At 36.0% G+C, this 17,169-nt stretch carries 19 protein-coding genes and 1 tRNA gene; 7 read left to right on the forward strand and 13 right to left on the reverse strand.

Features of this window, described 5'->3' with window-relative positions:
- Nucleotides 1–50: 50 nt before the first annotated feature.
- The 3 genes from V7124_RS24575 to V7124_RS24585 all read right to left on the reverse strand — a co-directional run bounded on the left by V7124_RS24575 (nucleotide 51) and on the right by V7124_RS24585 (nucleotide 3,868).
- Complete coding sequence (locus tag V7124_RS24575) at nucleotides 51–1,769, reverse strand: CoA-disulfide reductase (protein ID WP_335494294.1); 1,719 nt, start codon at nucleotides 1,767–1,769, stop codon at nucleotides 51–53.
- Nucleotides 1,770–2,082: 313 nt separating this feature from the next.
- Nucleotides 2,083–3,609: a recombinase family protein gene (locus tag V7124_RS24580; protein WP_335494296.1), complete on the reverse strand. Its 1,527-nt coding sequence runs from the start codon at nucleotides 3,607–3,609 to the stop codon at nucleotides 2,083–2,085.
- A gap of 187 nt (nucleotides 3,610–3,796) precedes the next feature.
- A tRNA-Val gene (locus V7124_RS24585) sits at nucleotides 3,797–3,868 on the reverse strand.
- A gap of 129 nt (nucleotides 3,869–3,997) precedes the next feature.
- Between V7124_RS24585 and V7124_RS24590 the strand changes: the two genes are divergently transcribed.
- From V7124_RS24590 to V7124_RS24610, 5 genes are all read left to right on the forward strand, one after another.
- Complete coding sequence (locus tag V7124_RS24590; protein ID WP_335410581.1) at nucleotides 3,998–4,222, forward strand: hypothetical protein; 225 nt, start codon at nucleotides 3,998–4,000, stop codon at nucleotides 4,220–4,222.
- A gap of 86 nt (nucleotides 4,223–4,308) precedes the next feature.
- Complete coding sequence (locus tag V7124_RS24595) at nucleotides 4,309–5,031, forward strand: alpha/beta hydrolase (protein WP_335494298.1); 723 nt, start codon at nucleotides 4,309–4,311, stop codon at nucleotides 5,029–5,031.
- An 85-nt stretch (nucleotides 5,032–5,116) separates the two neighbouring features.
- Nucleotides 5,117–5,626: a YjcG family protein gene (locus tag V7124_RS24600; RefSeq protein ID WP_335410586.1), complete on the forward strand. Its 510-nt coding sequence runs from the start codon at nucleotides 5,117–5,119 to the stop codon at nucleotides 5,624–5,626.
- A 7-nt stretch (nucleotides 5,627–5,633) separates the two neighbouring features.
- Complete coding sequence (locus V7124_RS24605) at nucleotides 5,634–6,056, forward strand: GNAT family N-acetyltransferase (protein ID WP_335494300.1); 423 nt, start codon at nucleotides 5,634–5,636, stop codon at nucleotides 6,054–6,056.
- A gap of 124 nt (nucleotides 6,057–6,180) precedes the next feature.
- Nucleotides 6,181–8,463 carry a UvrD-helicase domain-containing protein gene (locus V7124_RS24610; protein ID WP_335494302.1) on the forward strand — a complete coding sequence of 761 codons (2,283 nt, stop codon included), beginning with the start codon at nucleotides 6,181–6,183 and terminating at the stop codon, nucleotides 8,461–8,463.
- Nucleotides 8,464–8,511: 48 nt separating this feature from the next.
- Here the strand turns inward: V7124_RS24610 and V7124_RS24615 are convergent, their stop codons facing one another.
- The 7 genes from V7124_RS24615 to V7124_RS24645 all read right to left on the reverse strand — a co-directional run bounded on the left by V7124_RS24615 (nucleotide 8,512) and on the right by V7124_RS24645 (nucleotide 12,169).
- Complete coding sequence (locus V7124_RS24615; RefSeq protein WP_335410592.1) at nucleotides 8,512–8,766, reverse strand: stage VI sporulation protein F; 255 nt, start codon at nucleotides 8,764–8,766, stop codon at nucleotides 8,512–8,514.
- Between the two features lie 134 nt (nucleotides 8,767–8,900).
- Nucleotides 8,901–9,026, reverse strand: a complete 126-nt coding sequence (locus V7124_RS24620; protein WP_335410594.1) for a YjcZ family sporulation protein — start codon at nucleotides 9,024–9,026, stop codon at nucleotides 8,901–8,903.
- A 95-nt stretch (nucleotides 9,027–9,121) separates the two neighbouring features.
- Entirely contained in the window at nucleotides 9,122–9,478 is a 357-nt protein-coding gene (spoVAE, locus tag V7124_RS24625) for a stage V sporulation protein AE (protein WP_335410596.1), read from the reverse strand.
- Between the two features lie 5 nt (nucleotides 9,479–9,483).
- Nucleotides 9,484–10,509, reverse strand: coding sequence for a stage V sporulation protein AD (spoVAD, locus tag V7124_RS24630; protein ID WP_335410598.1), 1,026 nt, complete (start codon nucleotides 10,507–10,509; stop codon nucleotides 9,484–9,486).
- Nucleotides 10,510–10,986 carry a stage V sporulation protein AC gene (gene spoVAC, locus V7124_RS24635; RefSeq protein WP_335410600.1) on the reverse strand — a complete coding sequence of 159 codons (477 nt, stop codon included), beginning with the start codon at nucleotides 10,984–10,986 and terminating at the stop codon, nucleotides 10,510–10,512.
- Between the two features lie 15 nt (nucleotides 10,987–11,001).
- A complete protein-coding gene (locus V7124_RS24640; protein ID WP_335410601.1) occupies nucleotides 11,002–11,472 on the reverse strand; it encodes a YhcN/YlaJ family sporulation lipoprotein in 471 nt (156 codons plus the stop codon).
- Between the two features lie 346 nt (nucleotides 11,473–11,818).
- Nucleotides 11,819–12,169: a DUF1360 domain-containing protein gene (locus V7124_RS24645; protein ID WP_335410603.1), complete on the reverse strand. Its 351-nt coding sequence runs from the start codon at nucleotides 12,167–12,169 to the stop codon at nucleotides 11,819–11,821.
- A gap of 128 nt (nucleotides 12,170–12,297) precedes the next feature.
- On the opposite strand from V7124_RS24645, the gene V7124_RS24650 reads away from it, so the two are divergent.
- Nucleotides 12,298–12,810: a CotY/CotZ family spore coat protein gene (locus tag V7124_RS24650; RefSeq protein ID WP_335410605.1), complete on the forward strand. Its 513-nt coding sequence runs from the start codon at nucleotides 12,298–12,300 to the stop codon at nucleotides 12,808–12,810.
- Between the two features lie 50 nt (nucleotides 12,811–12,860).
- Here V7124_RS24650 and V7124_RS24655 read toward each other — a convergent pair whose 3' ends face one another.
- The 3 genes from V7124_RS24655 to V7124_RS24665 all read right to left on the reverse strand — a co-directional run bounded on the left by V7124_RS24655 (nucleotide 12,861) and on the right by V7124_RS24665 (nucleotide 16,251).
- Nucleotides 12,861–13,367, reverse strand: a complete 507-nt coding sequence (locus V7124_RS24655; RefSeq protein WP_335410608.1) for a CotO family spore coat protein — start codon at nucleotides 13,365–13,367, stop codon at nucleotides 12,861–12,863.
- A gap of 152 nt (nucleotides 13,368–13,519) precedes the next feature.
- Nucleotides 13,520–14,290 (reverse strand): enoyl-ACP reductase FabI, encoded by a 771-nt coding sequence (fabI, locus tag V7124_RS24660; protein ID WP_335410610.1) that lies wholly within the window; start codon nucleotides 14,288–14,290, stop codon nucleotides 13,520–13,522.
- Between the two features lie 113 nt (nucleotides 14,291–14,403).
- A complete protein-coding gene (locus V7124_RS24665; protein ID WP_335494305.1) occupies nucleotides 14,404–16,251 on the reverse strand; it encodes a monovalent cation:proton antiporter family protein in 1,848 nt (615 codons plus the stop codon).
- A gap of 75 nt (nucleotides 16,252–16,326) precedes the next feature.
- Here V7124_RS24665 and prpE point away from each other — a divergent pair, with 75 nt between their 5' ends.
- Nucleotides 16,327–17,067 carry a bis(5'-nucleosyl)-tetraphosphatase PrpE gene (gene prpE, locus V7124_RS24670; RefSeq protein WP_335494307.1) on the forward strand — a complete coding sequence of 247 codons (741 nt, stop codon included), beginning with the start codon at nucleotides 16,327–16,329 and terminating at the stop codon, nucleotides 17,065–17,067.
- Nucleotides 17,068–17,169 lie beyond the last annotated feature (102 nt).

The raw sequence follows: 17,169 nt of genomic DNA on the forward strand, positions 1-17,169 counted from the left end.
TAGGTATAATGTCAAGGGTAATAAATAGTCTAACATATAAAAGACCGCTGTTAAAAGCGGTCTTTTAGTATCTCTGTCTCACCAAGGTCGTTTGTTTTTGTTTCAACATTTTTATTTATATTGCTTCCATATACAGAGGAATAGGTTTTCCAGCCACCATCGACATTTTTTACATGATAACCATTATTTTTTAGAATCCGGCTTGCTAAATATCCTCTTAATCCTACTTGACAGCTTACATAAACCGTCTTATCTTTTGGGATTGCATCTAATTTAGTTCGTAAATCGTTCAGGGAGATATTAATGGAACCTTCAATAAAACCAAATTCACGTTCCATTGGTTCGCGAACATCAATCAAAAGTCCACCTTCTGATACGATTTTGTTAACCTGATGCCATTGGATATGTTCTAATTCACCTTCCATGATATTCGTTGCCACATAACCTGCCATATTAACAGGATCTTTTGCTGAAGAAAACGGTGGTGCATAAGATAATTCTAAATTTGTTAAATCTTCTACTGTTAATCCACCCTTAATAGCTGTTGAAATAACATCCATTCGCTTGTCAACGCCGTCTGCACCTACTGCCTGAGCACCAAAGATTTTTCCAGTTTCTTTATCAAAGATTACTTTTAATGCAATCGGTGCCGCTCCTGGATAATATCCCGCATGAGAACTTGGATGAATATGAACAACTTCATAATTAACATCTAAACGCTTTAATGTTTTCTCATTGGCTCCTGTTGCAGCAACAGTTAATTCAAACACCTTTGCAATCGAGGTACCTAATGTCCCCTGATACTTCTCTTTTTTGCCCATCATGTTATTCGCTGCAATACGTCCTTGTCGATTTGCAGGACCAGCAAGTGGAATCATGGCTTTTGTACCATTAATGTAATCGACAACCTCAACAGCATCCCCAACCGCATAAATATCTTCATTAGAAGTTTGAAGATATTCATTTATAACGATTCCTCCACGCTCTCCTAATTCCAATCCAGCTGTTTTTGCTAATTCATTTTCTGGTCTAACACCGATTGAAAGAATGGTCATATCTGTTTGGATTTCCGTTCCATCTGATAGGACTATTTTCTTGCCCTGTTCAGCAAATGCGCTGACACCATTTTCTAATATGAGATTTACACCTTTTTCTTTTAAATGAGTGTGTAAAATACTTGCCATTTCAAAATCAATAGGTGCCATAATTTGATTGGCCATTTCAATAATTGTCACTTGTATTCCTCTTTCAACTAGGTTCTCTGCCATCTCAATTCCAATAAAGCCACCACCGACAACAACAGCCCTTTTTGGATTATTGTTATCTACATGATTTTTGATCTTATCCGTATCAGGAATATTTCTTAATGTAAATAATGTTTGATTTTCACTTAATCCAGGAATAGGTGGAACGATTGGTCTTGCCCCAGGAGATAATAATAGCTTGTCATAAGATTCTTCATAAACTTCTCCGTTTTGAAGACTTTTTATCGTAACGGTTTTGCTTCCGGGATTTATGCTCATTGCTTCACTAAAGTTCCGAATATCAAGATTAAATCGTTCCGACATTCCTTTTACGGTTTGTACTAATAACTTACTTCGATTCTTAATGGTTTCACCAATGTAATAGGGTAAACCACAATTCGCAAATGATATATGTTCTCCACGTTCTACAAGCACAATCTCTACATCGTCACTTATTCTTCTTAATCTTGCTGCAGCTGTCGCTCCACCAGCAACTCCACCAACAATGACTATTTTCTTAGTCATAATAAATTCTCCTCCGTTGAAATCTTAGTATATAAACTTTATTTATTTTAATTTTATGTCCAACGGTATACCCCCTTAGGTTTATACCTATACGGGTATTATAACTCGCAAAAAAATAATGTAAAGACTCTATTTAATTTGTTCATAATTCCATCATAATTACGGTCAAGGTAGAACATAAAAAAATCCTAACACCATTTAGATGTTAGGATTTTCAATTTATGCTCTGAGAGGGATTCGAACCCCCGACCCCTTCCCTGTCAAGCTTATAGCCAAATTACAATATATTTTTTTTACTTAGTAAGAAAAAGATTTACTTATTAATTTGATAAGTGATTTGAGTGTTCGTGGAAAAATAATCTTTTGTTATTAACTCAAAACTTCCTTTTGTAAGTATTATTTTTTCAATTATTCTCCCTAACATCAGTCTTTTGTCCAATTCGGTACATGCATTATAATTTGTAAGCCAATTAGGTAACTCTATTTTTAAAAGTTTGATTGATTGTTCTTTAGTAGTAAGAATTGAAAATGTAATATCTTTGTTAAATAGCTTTTTATTTAATTCAATCAGTTGTTTTTCTAGAGTGGTTAATCTGGTCAAGTGATTATCTTTTTTTAACTGAAAATAAGAGATATACAGTTGACTTAATTTTTGTTTTATCTTTTTTATTTCACTAATACAGAATTCTATTTCTTGTTTAATTCCCTCTTCATCAATTAAAAACGTTTCAACTTTTATTAAGTCTGCTATAAATGAAATAATTAATTTCTCATGTTTGTCAGCACCAAAATCCCGTTGATCATGAATTTCATGTTTATTTTTTGCATGTTCGCAAACATATCGACGATAAATTTTAGTTTCAGATAATTTCTTTTCTGCTCCTTTTTTCGATTTATTCCTATTATTCTCAGCTTTTAGTTTTTTACCGCAGTACCCACAGTATATTAATTCACTTAATAGAAAAGAACTCTTTATTGTAGTCCCAGAATAGTCTTCATAGGGTCTTCTTTTATCCATTAATTCTTGAGTCCTATTAAATATTTCCTGATCTATAATAACTAAATTGTCTTTTTTGGGTTGAAGCTTCCAGTCTGAACGCTTATGTTTTCCAAGTAAATTACTACATTTATTATATGCGGTATAACCAATATAAATAGGATTTCTTAATATTCTCGTAAGAGTGGAGTATATCCATTGTTTCCCAAAACGAGTATAAATACCTAAACGATTTAGTTCTTGGGAAATTTTGCTACAACCTAATTCTTCAATAGCAGCAAGATAAAATATTTTCTTAACAACCACTGCTTCTTCAGGGTGAATTGCTAATTCTGATATACCTTCCATTTTTGTGATTTTGTATCCAAATGGTGGGGATCCTCCCGTAAAATTACCTTCTTCTTTTAATTGAACAAACCTCCTTTTTACTCTTTGTGATGTTTTTTCCACTTCTGTTGAACATTGAAGGTAATAGTCAGATTCCCTTTCGGAAAACTTTGAAACCATTCCTTCAGTAACAGACCAGATTTCAATTCCATTACTAATTAATGTATCGAAAAGGAATTTCATTTCATCCTTTTTCCTACCAATCCTGTCCAACATGAAAACAAGTAATACCTCAAATTCTTTTTGTTTAGCTCCTAACAATATCCTATTGATTCCTTTTCGATCTTCAAGCTTTACACTAAACCCTGAAACAGCTAATTCCTCAATCTCTCGTTCTACTTTCCAATTGCCAAAATTATTTATGTAGTTTAAACAAGCTTTCTGTTGAAGTGTAGTATCATGGTGTAAGACTTGACTTTTTGTTGAAACACGATAATAAGCCCAGACTCTTTTCACCTGGTTTTTCCTCCTTACATTCATATGAACATACTTTAATTATAAAACATACGTTCTGTTTTTGCCAATTGTAAGTCCATTTTCCATACATTTATTACATATATTTATTGGATTCTAATATACTTAATCCGAACTAAAAATCACAAAAAAATCCTAACACCATTTAGATGTTAGGATTTTCAATTTATGATCTGAGAGGGATTCGAACCCCCGACCCCATCCCTGTCAAGGATGTATTCTCCCGCTGAACTATCAGATCTTTAATTAAGGTACATATTCTATTATAGTAAAAACGATAATAAAGTCAATAGTTTTGTTCTAAAATCATTCGAATAAAGAACGAACGTTCGGATATAATGATAATATGATAAAGAATGGAGGGAATTACATGGATGGGCTTTTATTACATTCTATAGAGGAAAATATTCCGTTAGAAATGATTTATCTTTCGGAAGACCAGCAAATTTCCCAACGTAAATTAATTGTGAAGGAAATCAACGACGAGTACATACGTGCTTATTGCCTGCTCCGAAATCAGGTTCGCACCTTCCGCCGAGACAATATCCTATCCATTATGCCAAATAACCGTTCAAAAAAATCCTTCCTTCATTAAAATAACACTCTCCTCCCATTAGCGCAATTCCACTATAATTATGATAAAATTCAGTTGTATCGATTGAACATTGGGGGAATTTTCACATGGAGATACCAAAAGGCACGATAAAAGAACTTACTATAAAGAGCAGGGAACTAGGAGAAGATGTGCTTCTTCTTGTCTATTTGCCAGCAAATTTCTCACCATTATATAAATACTCCCTGTTGATTGCCCAGGATGGACGCGATTATTTTCAACTTGGCAGACTAGGACGATTAGCAGATGAGTACCTTTATAAACGAGAAATTGAAAATTTAATCATTGTTGGGCTACCCTATAAGGATGTAGCAGATCGCCGTAGGAAATACCATCCTGATGGTGAACAGAATCAACAATATATCCGCTTTTTAGCCCATGAATTAGTCTCATTCCTTGATAAGGAGTTTCCAACCTATCATATGGGTACAACCAGAGGGCTGATTGGTGACTCGCTTGGAGCAACTGTATCGTTTATGACCGCTCTCCAGTACCCACACACCTTTGGAAAAGTGATTCTGCAATCACCATATGTTGATGAGGAGGTTATAGGAATGACAGAAAGCTTCCAAGAAACAGAGCTATTAGAAATATATCATGTCGTTGGAACACTTGAAACAAAAGTACAAACCACAAACGGTAAAATAAGTGACTTTCTACTACCAAATCGGAAGCTTTCCTCTCTTATTAAAAGCAAGTCACATACATACTTCTATGATGAATTCAATGGTGATCATACCTGGACATATTGGCAGCCAGATTTAAAAAGAGCACTTAAGATGATGTTTTAACTTCTTGATGGTTGATTTCATATTTTTTGAATATTTGCTATAATATCATACAGGACGACGAATCTATAATCTGGAGGTAATACATATGAAATATGGAGTTGTCATTTTCCCATCAAAAAAACTACAAGATTTAGCAAATTCTTATCGTAAACGGTATGACCCGCATTATTCACTTATTACTCCACATCTAACGTTGAAAGGATTTGAAGCCAACGAAGAAGAAGTAGTAAATTTTGCAAATAAATTAAGACAAATAGCTGAAAATAACAAAGAATTCCCATTAAAAACATTAAAAATCAGCTCATTTCAGCCTGTGAATAATGTTATTTACCTTAAGGTTGAACCTACTAAAGAGTTAACTAAATTGCATAATGAAATTAATCAAGAATTTAGCGAGCAAAACTTGGAGTATGCTTTCGTACCACATATTACAATTGGTCAAAACTTATCCAATGATGAGCATTCAGATGTATATGGTTCATTACGGATGAAAAGCTTTGACCATGAAGAAACGATTGATCGATTCCACCTTCTTTATCAACTAGAAAATGGTTCTTGGACAGTCTATGAAACATTTCGTCTTAGAAAGGAATAATCAATAAATGAATGTAAAAATTGTTGAAAATGAAAAAGAGCTTAAAGATGCATTCTCAGTTAGAAGAACTGTTTTTATCGATGAACAAAATGTCCCTGAGGAAGAAGAAATTGATGCATTAGAGGATGAATCTACTCATTTTGTATCCTACATGACAGGTGTGCCAATTGCTGCAGGTCGATTTCGGATTGTTGATGGTTTTGGAAAAGTAGAACGAATATGTGTGTTAAAAGAGGCTAGAAAAACTGGTTCTGGAAAGGCAATAATGAATGAAATTGAGGCTTTTGCTTTAGGAAAAGGGCTACATAAATTAAAGTTAAATGCTCAAACACATGCCATTCCATTCTATGCTGGTCTTGGGTATGAGGTTGTTTCGGAGGAATTTTTAGATGCAGGTATTCCTCATAAAACAATGATAAAAAAAATTTAATTTCAAGCACTTGCCCATACCTGGCAGGTGCTTTTTACATTCCATTATGTTTCAGGCACTTTTCGATTGAAACCGATTTTGTTATGATGTAGGTTGTCGTATTTTTAAAAGAAGAGGCTAAAATATGAAATCTGCTATGAAACAAAATCAAAGGATTATTCTCGATCAATTAGCTAGAGAACAATATCAACGAATATATTTACAGGGGAAAAATGGTGAGTTATCCTGTCCGGTTTGCAATGAAAAAGTACGTTTGTTTCTTGGAATACAGAAGCATCCTCATTTTTATCATATAAAATACCCGGAAAAGGCATGTCCAGAACCGATTTTGGAAGAACTTGAACCTGTTTTCGTTGAGCGGAATGGTTTTCGTATCCCCCAAGGTAGAACCATTATCGAAACTACAAAAAGTTCAAGTTTACATCGACCTGCTAAATCGGTAGTATGTACGATACCTTTTACTAAGATAGAAAGTCAGGCCCATTTTAATCAAGACCCCTATTTAAGACAGCTGGCTGTGAATGGCGTCAAATTAGATAAAAGTCAGGCTGCAGCTGTAGTGGAAACTGAAGGTTCCTTATTAGTTCTAGCTGGAGCTGGAAGCGGTAAGACAAGAGTTCTGACAGCCAGGACGGCCTATATGATAGATGTTAAAAAAATCGATCCACGCACCATCATGCTCGTTACCTTTACTTCAAAGGCTGCTGGAGAAATGAAAAATCGTTTACTTTCCTATCCCGAGATCAAAAAGGAACAAATAAATAAGTTGGTGACAGGCACCTTCCACAGTATTTTTTACCGAATCCTTATGTTCCACGAAGGGAGCAACTGGTCATCCGAACGTCTTCTGAAAAAAGATTGGCAGCGAGTTAAGATTTTGAAGGATGCCGGTAAGGAAATTGATTTATCGGAAAAAGAGTTTTCCTATGATTTAGCACTTCAGCAAATTGGCTTTTGGAAAAATTCATTACTGTTTCCCCATGAAGTGAAACCAGCATCTGATTGGGAAGAAAAAGCAGTCTTCCTTTATAAACAATATGAGGAATATAAATGCCAAGAAGGTCTCTTTGATTTTGACGATATGTTGATTGGCTGCTTTCAGCTACTAAGTTCTACCCCAGCTCTACTCGAGCTCTATCAAAACCGTTTTCAATATTTTCTCATTGATGAATTTCAAGATATAAATAAAGTGCAGTTTGAACTGGTAAAACTACTTTCGGGCAAACATAAAAATGTCTGTGCAGTTGGTGATGATGATCAAGCCATTTATTCCTTTCGAGGAAGTGATCCAAGCTATCTGCTGGAATTTGAAAAAGACTTTCCATCCGCAAAGACAGTATTCCTTGAAGAAAATTATCGTTCTTCACATGAAATTGTCTCTGCAGCCAATAACATGATCTCAAAAAACAAAATTAGAAGAATAAAGAAAATGAAAGCACAATTTGAATCGGAAACACCGCTTCTTCTCTTTTTCCCCTTTGATGAGGAAGAGGAGGCGACCATGATTGTAACTGATATCCAAGAGAAAATCGTCCAAGGTGCAACTCCATCTGATTTTGCGATATTATATCGGACAAATGCCGGGTCGCGAGCTATATTTGAACGATTGGCTAGTTCAAATTTACCATTTAAAATTGATTTAGATTCAGAAGCTTTTTACGAACGACGCATTGTTAAAAGTATTCTTTCATTTCTTAAAATAAGCTTACACGAAGATGACCATCAGGCTTTATCTGATATTTTACCTATATTATTTTTAAAGCAGTCAGTTCTTAAAGATATAAGGGCAGAAAGTATTCTTAAAGATTGTTCCAATATTGAGGCACTTTCCCATTTAAAAACAAAACATGCTTTTCAGGAGAAGAAATTAAAAAAAACTGTACAACTGATTCGTTCACTGAAATTCTCCTCCCCGCTTCAGGCCATTGAGACGATTGAAAAGGACATTGGTTTCCTTGACTTTTTGAAAAAAAGAGGAAATGAGTCGAATCAACAAGATAAAGGCTCTGATGATTTAAAAGACTTAAAAGTTGCAGCAAAAAGCTTTGATAGCATCCAAGCATTACTGTCACATGCAGAGCATATGTCAGCGATGAATAAGGAGATCAAAAATTTAGGCAAGCATTTTACTGAGGCCATTAGCCTTAGTACGATTCACCGTGCAAAGGGTTTGGAATATAAAAACGTGTATATCATTGGAGCGGTGGATGGCAGTCTGCCGCATGATTACGCATTAGATAGCAGTAGAAATGGTGACTTTTCTGCCCTTGAAGAAGAAAGGAGACTTTTTTACGTAGCGATGACCCGTGCAAAACATCAACTGCAGATTTCATTTCCCCAGAATCGAAGAGGCAAAAAGGCACATCCTACTAGGTTTTTAACGCCTTTAACGTATAAGAAGAAATAGAATAAATGGCCTGATTCCAATGTGGAAAAAGGCCATTTATTTTTATTATTATTTTTTATTTATCATTTTCGAAATTGTATTGAAATCAAGCTGTTTTCCATCGGAAATAATTGATTGGACAATTTTATCTTCCGTTTCTTGATTGACAGGCTTATTTGCAATCTGCGAAACACGGCGGATAACACTGCGAACAGTCTTTTCATCTTTAAAATTTGCATTTTGTAGGGAATTAGCTAAATCAAATATATCTTTCATATTAACGCCAGTTTTCTTTTCGACGTTTTTAAAAAATCCATTATCCATGATACATATCACTCTCCTTCATAAACTACTGATAGTGTATGAAGGAAGGTAAAAAGTGTGAAAAGAATGCCCAAAAGAAAAGGCTGGCCATTGATTTGACCAACCTTTTCTTTTCGTTGCAAGTTTACCATTTCTTAATAAAAGCTTGCCCCGACAATGATTAAAAGAATGAATAACACGACGATTAAAACGAATGTTGAACCGCCGAAATATCCACCACCGTAGCCGTAGCCATAGCCGCCACCATATCCACAGAACATAGAGTGTCACCTCACTTTGGTAAGTCTCATTAATAACATATGAGCTATAGCATCAAAGTGTACTAGGCGCTCTCACAGGGACAACCTATGATTTTTTACCCTTTTGGTTTAAAAAGAAGTGCACCGATAAATCCAAAAATAATGGCGGCTGATATCCCAGAGCTTGTCACTTGGAACATGCCAGTTAATACTCCAATCAGACCATGCTTTTCTGCATCCTGCATAGCGCCGTGCACTAAAGAATTTCCAAAGCTTGTGATTGGAATGGTTGCTCCTGCACCAGCAAAATTAACCAGCGGTTCATACAGACCAAATCCATCTAAAATGGCTCCTGCTACTACCAACAAACTCAGAGTGTGACCAGGTGTTAGCTTAGCAACATCAAATAAAAGCTGACCAATTACACATATTATTCCCCCAACCACAAATGCCCAAAAAAACATTGCTAACATAAAGATTACCTTCCCTCATCATTCATTTCAATGGCCACTGCATGTGCAATACAAGGAATTGATTCTTTTTGCTGAAAACTAAGAGGGGACAACAATGCACCGGTTGCAACAACTAATATTCGCTTATACATTCCCTTCTTCATTTGGTTTAATAAATGACCATATAATACGGTTGCTGAGCATCCTGCACCACTTGCACCAGCCTGAACTGGCTGGTCATCCTTGTATATTAAAAGCCCACAATCTTGAAATTGTTTTCGCTCTAATTTGAGTCCACTCTTTCCTAGTAACTCAAAAGCCGTGTCATGTCCGATTCTGCCTAAGTCACCAGTAATAATTAAATCATAGTAAGATGGATCTAATTCCAAATCTCTGAAATGAGCCATGATCGTATCTGCAGCTGCAGGTGCCATTGCACCGCCCATATTAAAAGGATCCGACAATCCCATGTCAATGACTTTTCCGATGGTTGCAGATGTTGTTACTGGCAACTTGTGACCTGGTTGATTTTCTGTAATAAGCGCAATCCCAGCACCTGTAACAGTCCATTGTGCAGTGGGAGGCTTCTGCCCTCCATACTCGGTTGGATAGCGGAATTGTTTTTCTGTTGCCGCATTATGGCTTGAGGCACCGGTAAGTACGTTTTTCGCCCCTTGGTAATTAATAATAAATGACGCTAAAGCTAGACCTTCCATAGAGGTTGAGCATGCACCAAAAAGACCAAAATAAGGTATTTGCATGGTCCTCGCAGCAAAGCTGGTTGGAGTAATTTGATTAATTAAATCCCCTGCAAATAAAAATTCAATTTTTTCTTTCTCCATTTTTGCCTTGGCTAATGTTGTTCTAATGGCTTCTTCAAGCAACACCCGTTGGGCCTTTTCGTATGAATCCATCCCCATCCATAAATCTTCATGTAAAATATCAAAATCATTAGCTAAATTTCCATTTGCCTCAAAGGGACCTCCAGAAACACCTGTTGCAGCTATCATTGGCCGGTTAGTAAAGATCCAAGATTGATGCCCTTTTAACAATTACAAAACCCCCCACATTCCCAATAACGTTTTAATGAGTGCAACAACAAACGCAGAGAATACCCCAAAGAGAATAACAGAGCCAGCTAGTTTAAACATATTTCCACCAACGCCTAATACAAACCCTTCTGTCCTGTGCTCGATAGCCGCAGATATCACTGCATTTCCGAAACCTGTTACAGGCACTGCACTACCAGCACCTGCAAACTGTCCAAGGCGGTCATAAACGCCGAAACCAGTTAGAAGCATTGATAAGAACACCATTGTAGCAACTGTAGGATTACCAACATTCTGTTCAGTAAAGTCAAAAAAATAAATATATAAATAACTTATCGCCTGGCCAACAACACAAATTAACCCGCCAACCCAAAAGGCCTTGAAACAATTCTTTAGAACAGGTCTTTTCAGTTCATGCTTTTGTTGAAGTTGCTGATATTTCTGCTGCTGAGGAGTCATATTTTTCTGCTTGTCAGCCATTTCAACCAATCCTTCCTACTTCATTTCTGATGTCATTTTTATAATTTCGTTAAGTCGTTTCTCCGCCTGCTTATCGGATAAGTCCCCGTTATTCTTTTTCTCAACTAGCCGAACAGCCTCAAGAAAAATCTTATAATCGCTTGATACTGTAATGTTTTCTTTTGGGAAGTTTTTTTTCAGCCTTTTTGTTAAGTCCTTTTCAATCTTGTTCATTTTAAAACGTTGCATATGCTTCACTTTATAAACAACAAGTGTATCCCTTTTTCCTTTTACAACAGCCACATCATAAAGTTCATCTAAATTGCTTACTTCTTTTTCAATTTTTTTTACTTTGTCCTCCCCAATATTTTTCTCTGTAACAATTGGGTTAGGATTGGTCGTTTTCATGAGGGCCAATTGGCTATCATTCACATTTTTGTCCTGATTACAGGAAACCATTACGGATGCAAAAACCATTACGATGATTAGTCGGAGTATGTAGACCATTTCATTTCCTTCCCTTATTCCAAATATAGAAGCACCACTACATTATAGTTTTTTCGAGAATGACAAAAATTATGACTACATTTCCTAATGTTTTGCATTTTAATTTCACTAAAAAAAAAACCGCCATTAAAACTGGCAGTTTACTTTCTACTATTTTTGAGTTTTTTTACCGCAGCCACAGCCCTTTTTCTTAGTCGTCTTTTTCGTTTGAGCCGGCTTAGTTGAATGAGTTTTTTTATTTTCAATATTCATTTTTTCACCACTCTTGCTTTAGGAATATTACTACTTACAAGATATGAGAAAAAGTTATAACTTGTCTAAACGAAAGACTATTTATGCTATTTATTTATAACCAAATTTGAATAATGGATTCAATTATTGCTGCTAAACCTGCAACTGCAAACACCAGAATAATCGGTACAAAAATAGTCGGTAAGATTAGATATCCAGCTACAACCGCAACTGAAATCCATACACCCGTACACCAATAACAGCTTAAAAGCTCACCAATAAATTTTCTTACTGGTGTATTCTTAGGCTCATAGTATATTTCAAAAGTGCCATCTTCATTTTCTTCTTCTATTTCATCAAAGAACGGGTTGCGGAGAAACTCTGTTATTTTATCAAAAACAATAAGCCTGGTTAATCGGAAGCATGCCAATGCTAAGATAGTAAAATTTAATAGGTCAATGTCCATATGTTTTTTATCCTCTCCTTGTGATAAGCCTAATTTTTTTCAAGAAGGCGTTTGTCCGTTACCCAAAGGGTACTGTTGAAATATGTTAGTAATGTAAGATATATATCACGGATAGGAGGAGTAAATTTATGGGTTGTGGCAGAAATAATGACTCTCACAGCAGCAATAGCTGTGTATGCGATGTTGTTCGTGCAATAAAAGACATCCAGGATAACGCGGTGTTAGATGATGATTGTGCAGATTGTCCTAGTTGTTTCTTAGAACCGCTTGGTTCATTGGTTTCACCAGCAAGAAGAGATCGTGCTGATACTCGTGTATTTGTATTAAAAAACGCTGATGGTTCACCATTTCACGCGTTCTTTAGTGGCGAAAACAATGCATGCGTTTCAATTTTCTTCCGCGTAGAAGATGTATTTGATAATTGCTGTGCAACACTTCGTGTTCTAATTCCAGGGCGCAGAGAAGGTGGAAACTTTATTCCAATTAATCTTGTTGCCGGTGGAGACAGATGCTGTATTAACCTTGAAAGAGTCTGTCAAGTTGAACGTTTCCGCGCCAGCAATGACTGTATTACAGTTGATTTAAATTGTTTCTGTGCGATACAGTGTATTGCCGACGTAGACCTTGGTCTTTGTGACTAATTACCTGTAATAAAATGAGCCAGTCGATAATCCGGCTGGCTTTTTTTTGCTTATTTCTTTATTCCAATCATAATGATATCTTTTAAATTTTTTAATGGTATGGTTTCTGTTGATTGATTTGGAATTCTGATGGTCATATCCTGTTCGTTAAAGCCTACTAAAAATCCTTGATAATTCTTTTCATCGGTATAAAAGACACAAGGAACTGGTGGCAACGCTTTAGGCAAATTTGCCAAGTACTCTAAACGGTCCATTAGATCCATTTCCTTAAAGCTTTTTACTCGATTGAATGTACGCTGTTTTTCCTGATTTGTTTGGGATTTAATCTCTTCTTTTGCTTCTTTTACTTTAGACCCAGACCCTGTGGCAAGATCAGTCTTAGCAAGTGAAACCTCATAGAATTTTTTCTTGGTGCTTTCCTCTTCTAGCTGTGGTTCTTCCATCGGCAGCTGGACTTCCTGCCTGGTTGTAAATACTTCCTGCATATTTTTCATAGGAGTATTTAAAAAAGTCTGTGAAACGTAAAGTAACGGTCCCCTTTTTGTGTTTTTCTCCACCCAATTCACCTCCATTTACCTATCCCTACACAATATATGTATGCAAATTGCCTATACTCGTTCATAAAAAGTTAGAAATGCAAAAGCGCAGGTTCTGGAGCTAGAAAAGAGCATAGAAAAAGCCCGCTAATCATTTTTAGCGGGCATTACAATTATAAAATGTGAAATCCTGAATCGACGTGAATATTTTCTCCCGTAATGCCTCTTGAAAGATCACTGAAAAGGAATAGAGCAGTATCGCCAACTTCTTCTGTGGTTGTCGCTCTTCGTAATGGAGCTCGTTCTTCAACTACTCTGGTAATTTCATTAAAATCGCCAACTCCCTTGGCTGATAAAGTTCTAATTGGACCAGCAGAGATTGAATTAACACGAATTCCAACTTTCCCTAAATCTGCAGCTAGGTAGCGGACGCTTGCATCAAGAGAAGCCTTCGCTACACCCATTACATTATAGTTTGGTAATGCACGCTCTCCACCAAGGTAAGTTAAGGTTACAATACTGCCGCCATCCACCATCAATTCTTTAGCCTCTTTGGCTACTGCGGTTAAAGAATAAGAACTGATATTGTGTGCTAACAAGAAACCGTCTCTTGTCGTGTTCATGTAATCACCTTTTAATTCTTCTTTGTTCGCAAAAGCAATACAGTGTGCAAAGCCATGTATTGTTCCAACAGTTGCTTTAATCTCAGCAAAGCATTTAGCTACTTCTTCATCACTTGTTACATCACAAGGAAGTACTAAGGTCCCTTCAGCTTGTAAAGATTCTGCTAATTCACGGACATTCCCTTCAAGTCTTTCACCTGCATAAGTAAAGATTAACCGCGCACCTGCGTTGTGCAATGAACGAGCAATACCCCATGCAATACTACGTTTATTTGCAACACCCATTACCACATATGTTTTACCATTTAAAGAAAGATTCATAAAGAAAAAGTCCCCCCACTTGAAACATTATATTAGTTATTAGTACTTGGTACTAATATTACACTATTTACTAGAAAATGAAAAGTATCAGCTTCCTAAGCTGGTTTTCATCATTAAAATTCAAGTTCTCTTTTCAGTTCATCCACGTACTCTTTCGACCCTGTTACAATTAAACGGTCATATAATAGGAGTTCGGTGTCACCATGAGGAACAATCGAGTCTTTCCCTCGGAAAATCCGTACAAAGATAACATCACCAGTAAATGGGAACCTCCTTAAAGTCATCCCTTCAAACTGTTCATTTTGCATTTTTATTTCATATAGTGCAGTTTCTTGATTTGTTAGGATATTAATCACACTCGGTGTTTCAATTAAAGCACGCAACAATGTTTTTGTTGACATAAATGACGAGAAAACCTCGATATCATTTCCACGCAGACTTTGCTCAATTTCTGGTGTTTCAATACGGGCAATAACCCTTGCAACTTCCATTTGTTTCGCTTTTAAGGCTAGATCAGCATTCGTTTGATCATTACCAGTAGAAATAACAAGTATATCAGCTTTAAAAATATTATTTTTTTCAATTGTATACAAAGAATAATCATCAATCTCAACGATATCGAATAATGAATTGGATATTAGTTTGTCGGATTTATCCATTTTCGTATGAAACAAGGTCGTTTCATATAAGTTTGACTTTAGCTCCCTTGAAACTGGGAGTGTCACCTGGTTTGCCCCTAAAAAAGCAATTTTTAGTTTCCGATCAAGTGCAACTTCTTTCGGAAACAATTTTTTAAAGGCAATCGGTGTAAATATTGAGGTGATGACAGCAACCAATATCAATGTCCCGCTCATCTCCGAAGTAATTACCTGCATACGTTCGCCAATCGTTGCCGCAGCGATTACTAAGGATAATGTGGAAGTTAGTAAAAAGCCAGAGGCAAGTACCGTTTTCGTATCATACCAGATCTTCAATAAAAACACCGGAACAACCTTTGAAAGAAGGAGTCCTATTAATAAAAGCGGTATTAATAACAACAGCTTTTTGTCTGCAAATAGAGACCATATATCTAACTCGACCCCGATCATAACAAAAAAGATTGGTATAAAGAACCCATAGCCAAAAGAGTCGAGTTTATGAATCAGTTCCTGATTTGGAGATAGAAGCGAAACAAGTACTCCAGCTAAGAAAGCACCTAGAATGTTTTCAGCCCCAACTGTCTCAGATAGCCCAACTAATACAATAATAAGCATAAATACAGCACGTGTACCAATTTGTACTGTCCCTTTTGACATTGATTCTAATAAAGGTCGATTTTTAAACCGTTTTGCTACAAAATACAAGATAACTCCTGCTGCAAACAAAATCAAAAGCAGCCAGGTATTCCCCTGACCTTTATCATAGATAGAAACAAAGATTGCCAGAAGAATCATTGTGACTAAATCAGCTACTACGGCTATTAATAAAATAATTTGTCCGATATTAGACTTCATGAGATGTGCTTCTTTTAATGTTGGTACAACCACTCCAAGAGAAATGGTTGAAATAATAAGTGTCATCAAAAAGGCATTGTCAATAAAACCTGCTAAGACAAACAAATAGGATAAACCTAATGAAAAAATAAAAATACCTATAAAAATAAGCGATGAGACCAAGAATGTGTTCGGTTCTTTTTTTCCATTCGGAAGAATATTATGTTTTTTTCCGCCTGTAAAAGCAGTAAAATCGATTTCTAATCCACTAAGAAACATTAAGAAAATAAAGCCAAGAGTAGAGAGCGTTGATAACCACATATCTTCGTGAACGATATCGAAGCCGCTTTTCCCAATAATTAGACCCATAATAATCTCTGCAACTACCACTGGAATATAATTTAACTTTAATCGGTGCAGCAGAATAGGCGTTACAAAGGCAACAGTCACTACTACTAATAAGGATATTACCGGAGCATGCTGTTCCATATTTCGTCCTCCTTCGTTTTTATAATAAAATTAATGAATTAAACAAAAAATACATGAAAAGGGGGAACAATAGCAATGAAAATAGATATTATTGGTGATATACATGGCTGTTTACCAGAATTAGAAGCTCTAACAACGAAATGCGGTTACCGCTGGGAGGATGGAATCCCAGTACATCCCGATAATAGACTCTTAGGATTTGTTGGGGATTTAACCGACCGCGGGCCATCTTCTCTAAAAGTAGCTGAAATAGTATGGCGACTTGTCATCGAGAAAAAAAAGGCATTTTACACACCAGGAAATCATTGCAATAAATTGTATCGCTACTTTCTTGGAAACAAGGTTCAGGAATCCCATGGACTAGAAACAACCGTTGCAGAATTTAAATCATTACCAAAGAAAGAGCAACAATCGATTCGCAATAAATTTATTGACCTATACGAAAAATCACCGCTTCATTTAGTATTAGATCAAAATCAACTTGTTATCGCACATGCTGGAATAAAGGAAGAATTAATAGGTAAATCCAATGCTAAAGTGAAGACGTTTGTTTTGTATGGAGATATCACTGGTGAAAAACACCCTGATGGCTCTCCTGTAAGAAGAGATTGGGCAAAAGACTATATGGGCAACGCCATTATTGTTTATGGTCATACACCTGTGAAACAACCAAGAATCATCAATAATACCTATAATATTGATACTGGAGCAGTATTTGGCGGAAGTCTTACTTTACTTAGATATCCAGAGATGCAAATTGTATCTGTAAATTCTACTATGCCATACATAGCAGAAAAATTTAAAGACTTTGCATAGAAATAGGGAAAATAAGCCTACGTATATCGACAAATTTCCTAGGAAATCATCAAATTACTTAATAAAGGCTGACCTTTTAAAAAGTCAGCCTTTATTAAGTAA

Source organism: Neobacillus niacini, assembly GCF_036961885.1.
Taxonomy (GTDB): domain Bacteria; phylum Bacillota; class Bacilli; order Bacillales; family Cytobacillaceae; genus Neobacillus; species Neobacillus niacini_H.

Bases quoted from the DNA above. Each gene is read 5' to 3' on its own strand.
- V7124_RS24595 (WP_335494298.1), top strand. From the start codon at position 4,309: ATGGAGATACCAAAAGGCACGATAAAAGAACTTACTATAAAGAGCAGG.
- V7124_RS24665 (WP_335494305.1), bottom strand. From the start codon at position 16,251: ATGGAACAGCATGCTCCGGTAATATCCTTATTAGTAGTAGTGACTGTT.
- V7124_RS24645 (WP_335410603.1), bottom strand. From the start codon at position 12,169: ATGGACATTGACCTATTAAATTTTACTATCTTAGCATTGGCATGCTTC.
- V7124_RS24640 (WP_335410601.1), bottom strand. From the start codon at position 11,472: ATGGTCTACATACTCCGACTAATCATCGTAATGGTTTTTGCATCCGTA.
- prpE (WP_335494307.1), top strand. From the start codon at position 16,327: ATGAAAATAGATATTATTGGTGATATACATGGCTGTTTACCAGAATTA.
- V7124_RS24615 (WP_335410592.1), bottom strand. From the start codon at position 8,766: ATGGATAATGGATTTTTTAAAAACGTCGAAAAGAAAACTGGCGTTAAT.
- spoVAC (WP_335410600.1), bottom strand. From the start codon at position 10,986: ATGGCTGACAAGCAGAAAAATATGACTCCTCAGCAGCAGAAATATCAG.
- V7124_RS24650 (WP_335410605.1), top strand. From the start codon at position 12,298: ATGGGTTGTGGCAGAAATAATGACTCTCACAGCAGCAATAGCTGTGTA.
- V7124_RS24620 (WP_335410594.1), bottom strand. From the start codon at position 9,026: ATGTTCTGTGGATATGGTGGCGGCTATGGCTACGGCTACGGTGGTGGA.
- V7124_RS24600 (WP_335410586.1), top strand. From the start codon at position 5,117: ATGAAATATGGAGTTGTCATTTTCCCATCAAAAAAACTACAAGATTTA.
- V7124_RS24590 (WP_335410581.1), top strand. From the start codon at position 3,998: ATGGATGGGCTTTTATTACATTCTATAGAGGAAAATATTCCGTTAGAA.
- V7124_RS24605 (WP_335494300.1), top strand. From the start codon at position 5,634: ATGAATGTAAAAATTGTTGAAAATGAAAAAGAGCTTAAAGATGCATTC.
- fabI (WP_335410610.1), bottom strand. From the start codon at position 14,290: ATGAATCTTTCTTTAAATGGTAAAACATATGTGGTAATGGGTGTTGCA.
- V7124_RS24575 (WP_335494294.1), bottom strand. From the start codon at position 1,769: ATGACTAAGAAAATAGTCATTGTTGGTGGAGTTGCTGGTGGAGCGACA.
- spoVAE (WP_335410596.1), bottom strand. From the start codon at position 9,478: ATGTTAGCAATGTTTTTTTGGGCATTTGTGGTTGGGGGAATAATATGT.
- V7124_RS24610 (WP_335494302.1), top strand. From the start codon at position 6,181: ATGAAATCTGCTATGAAACAAAATCAAAGGATTATTCTCGATCAATTA.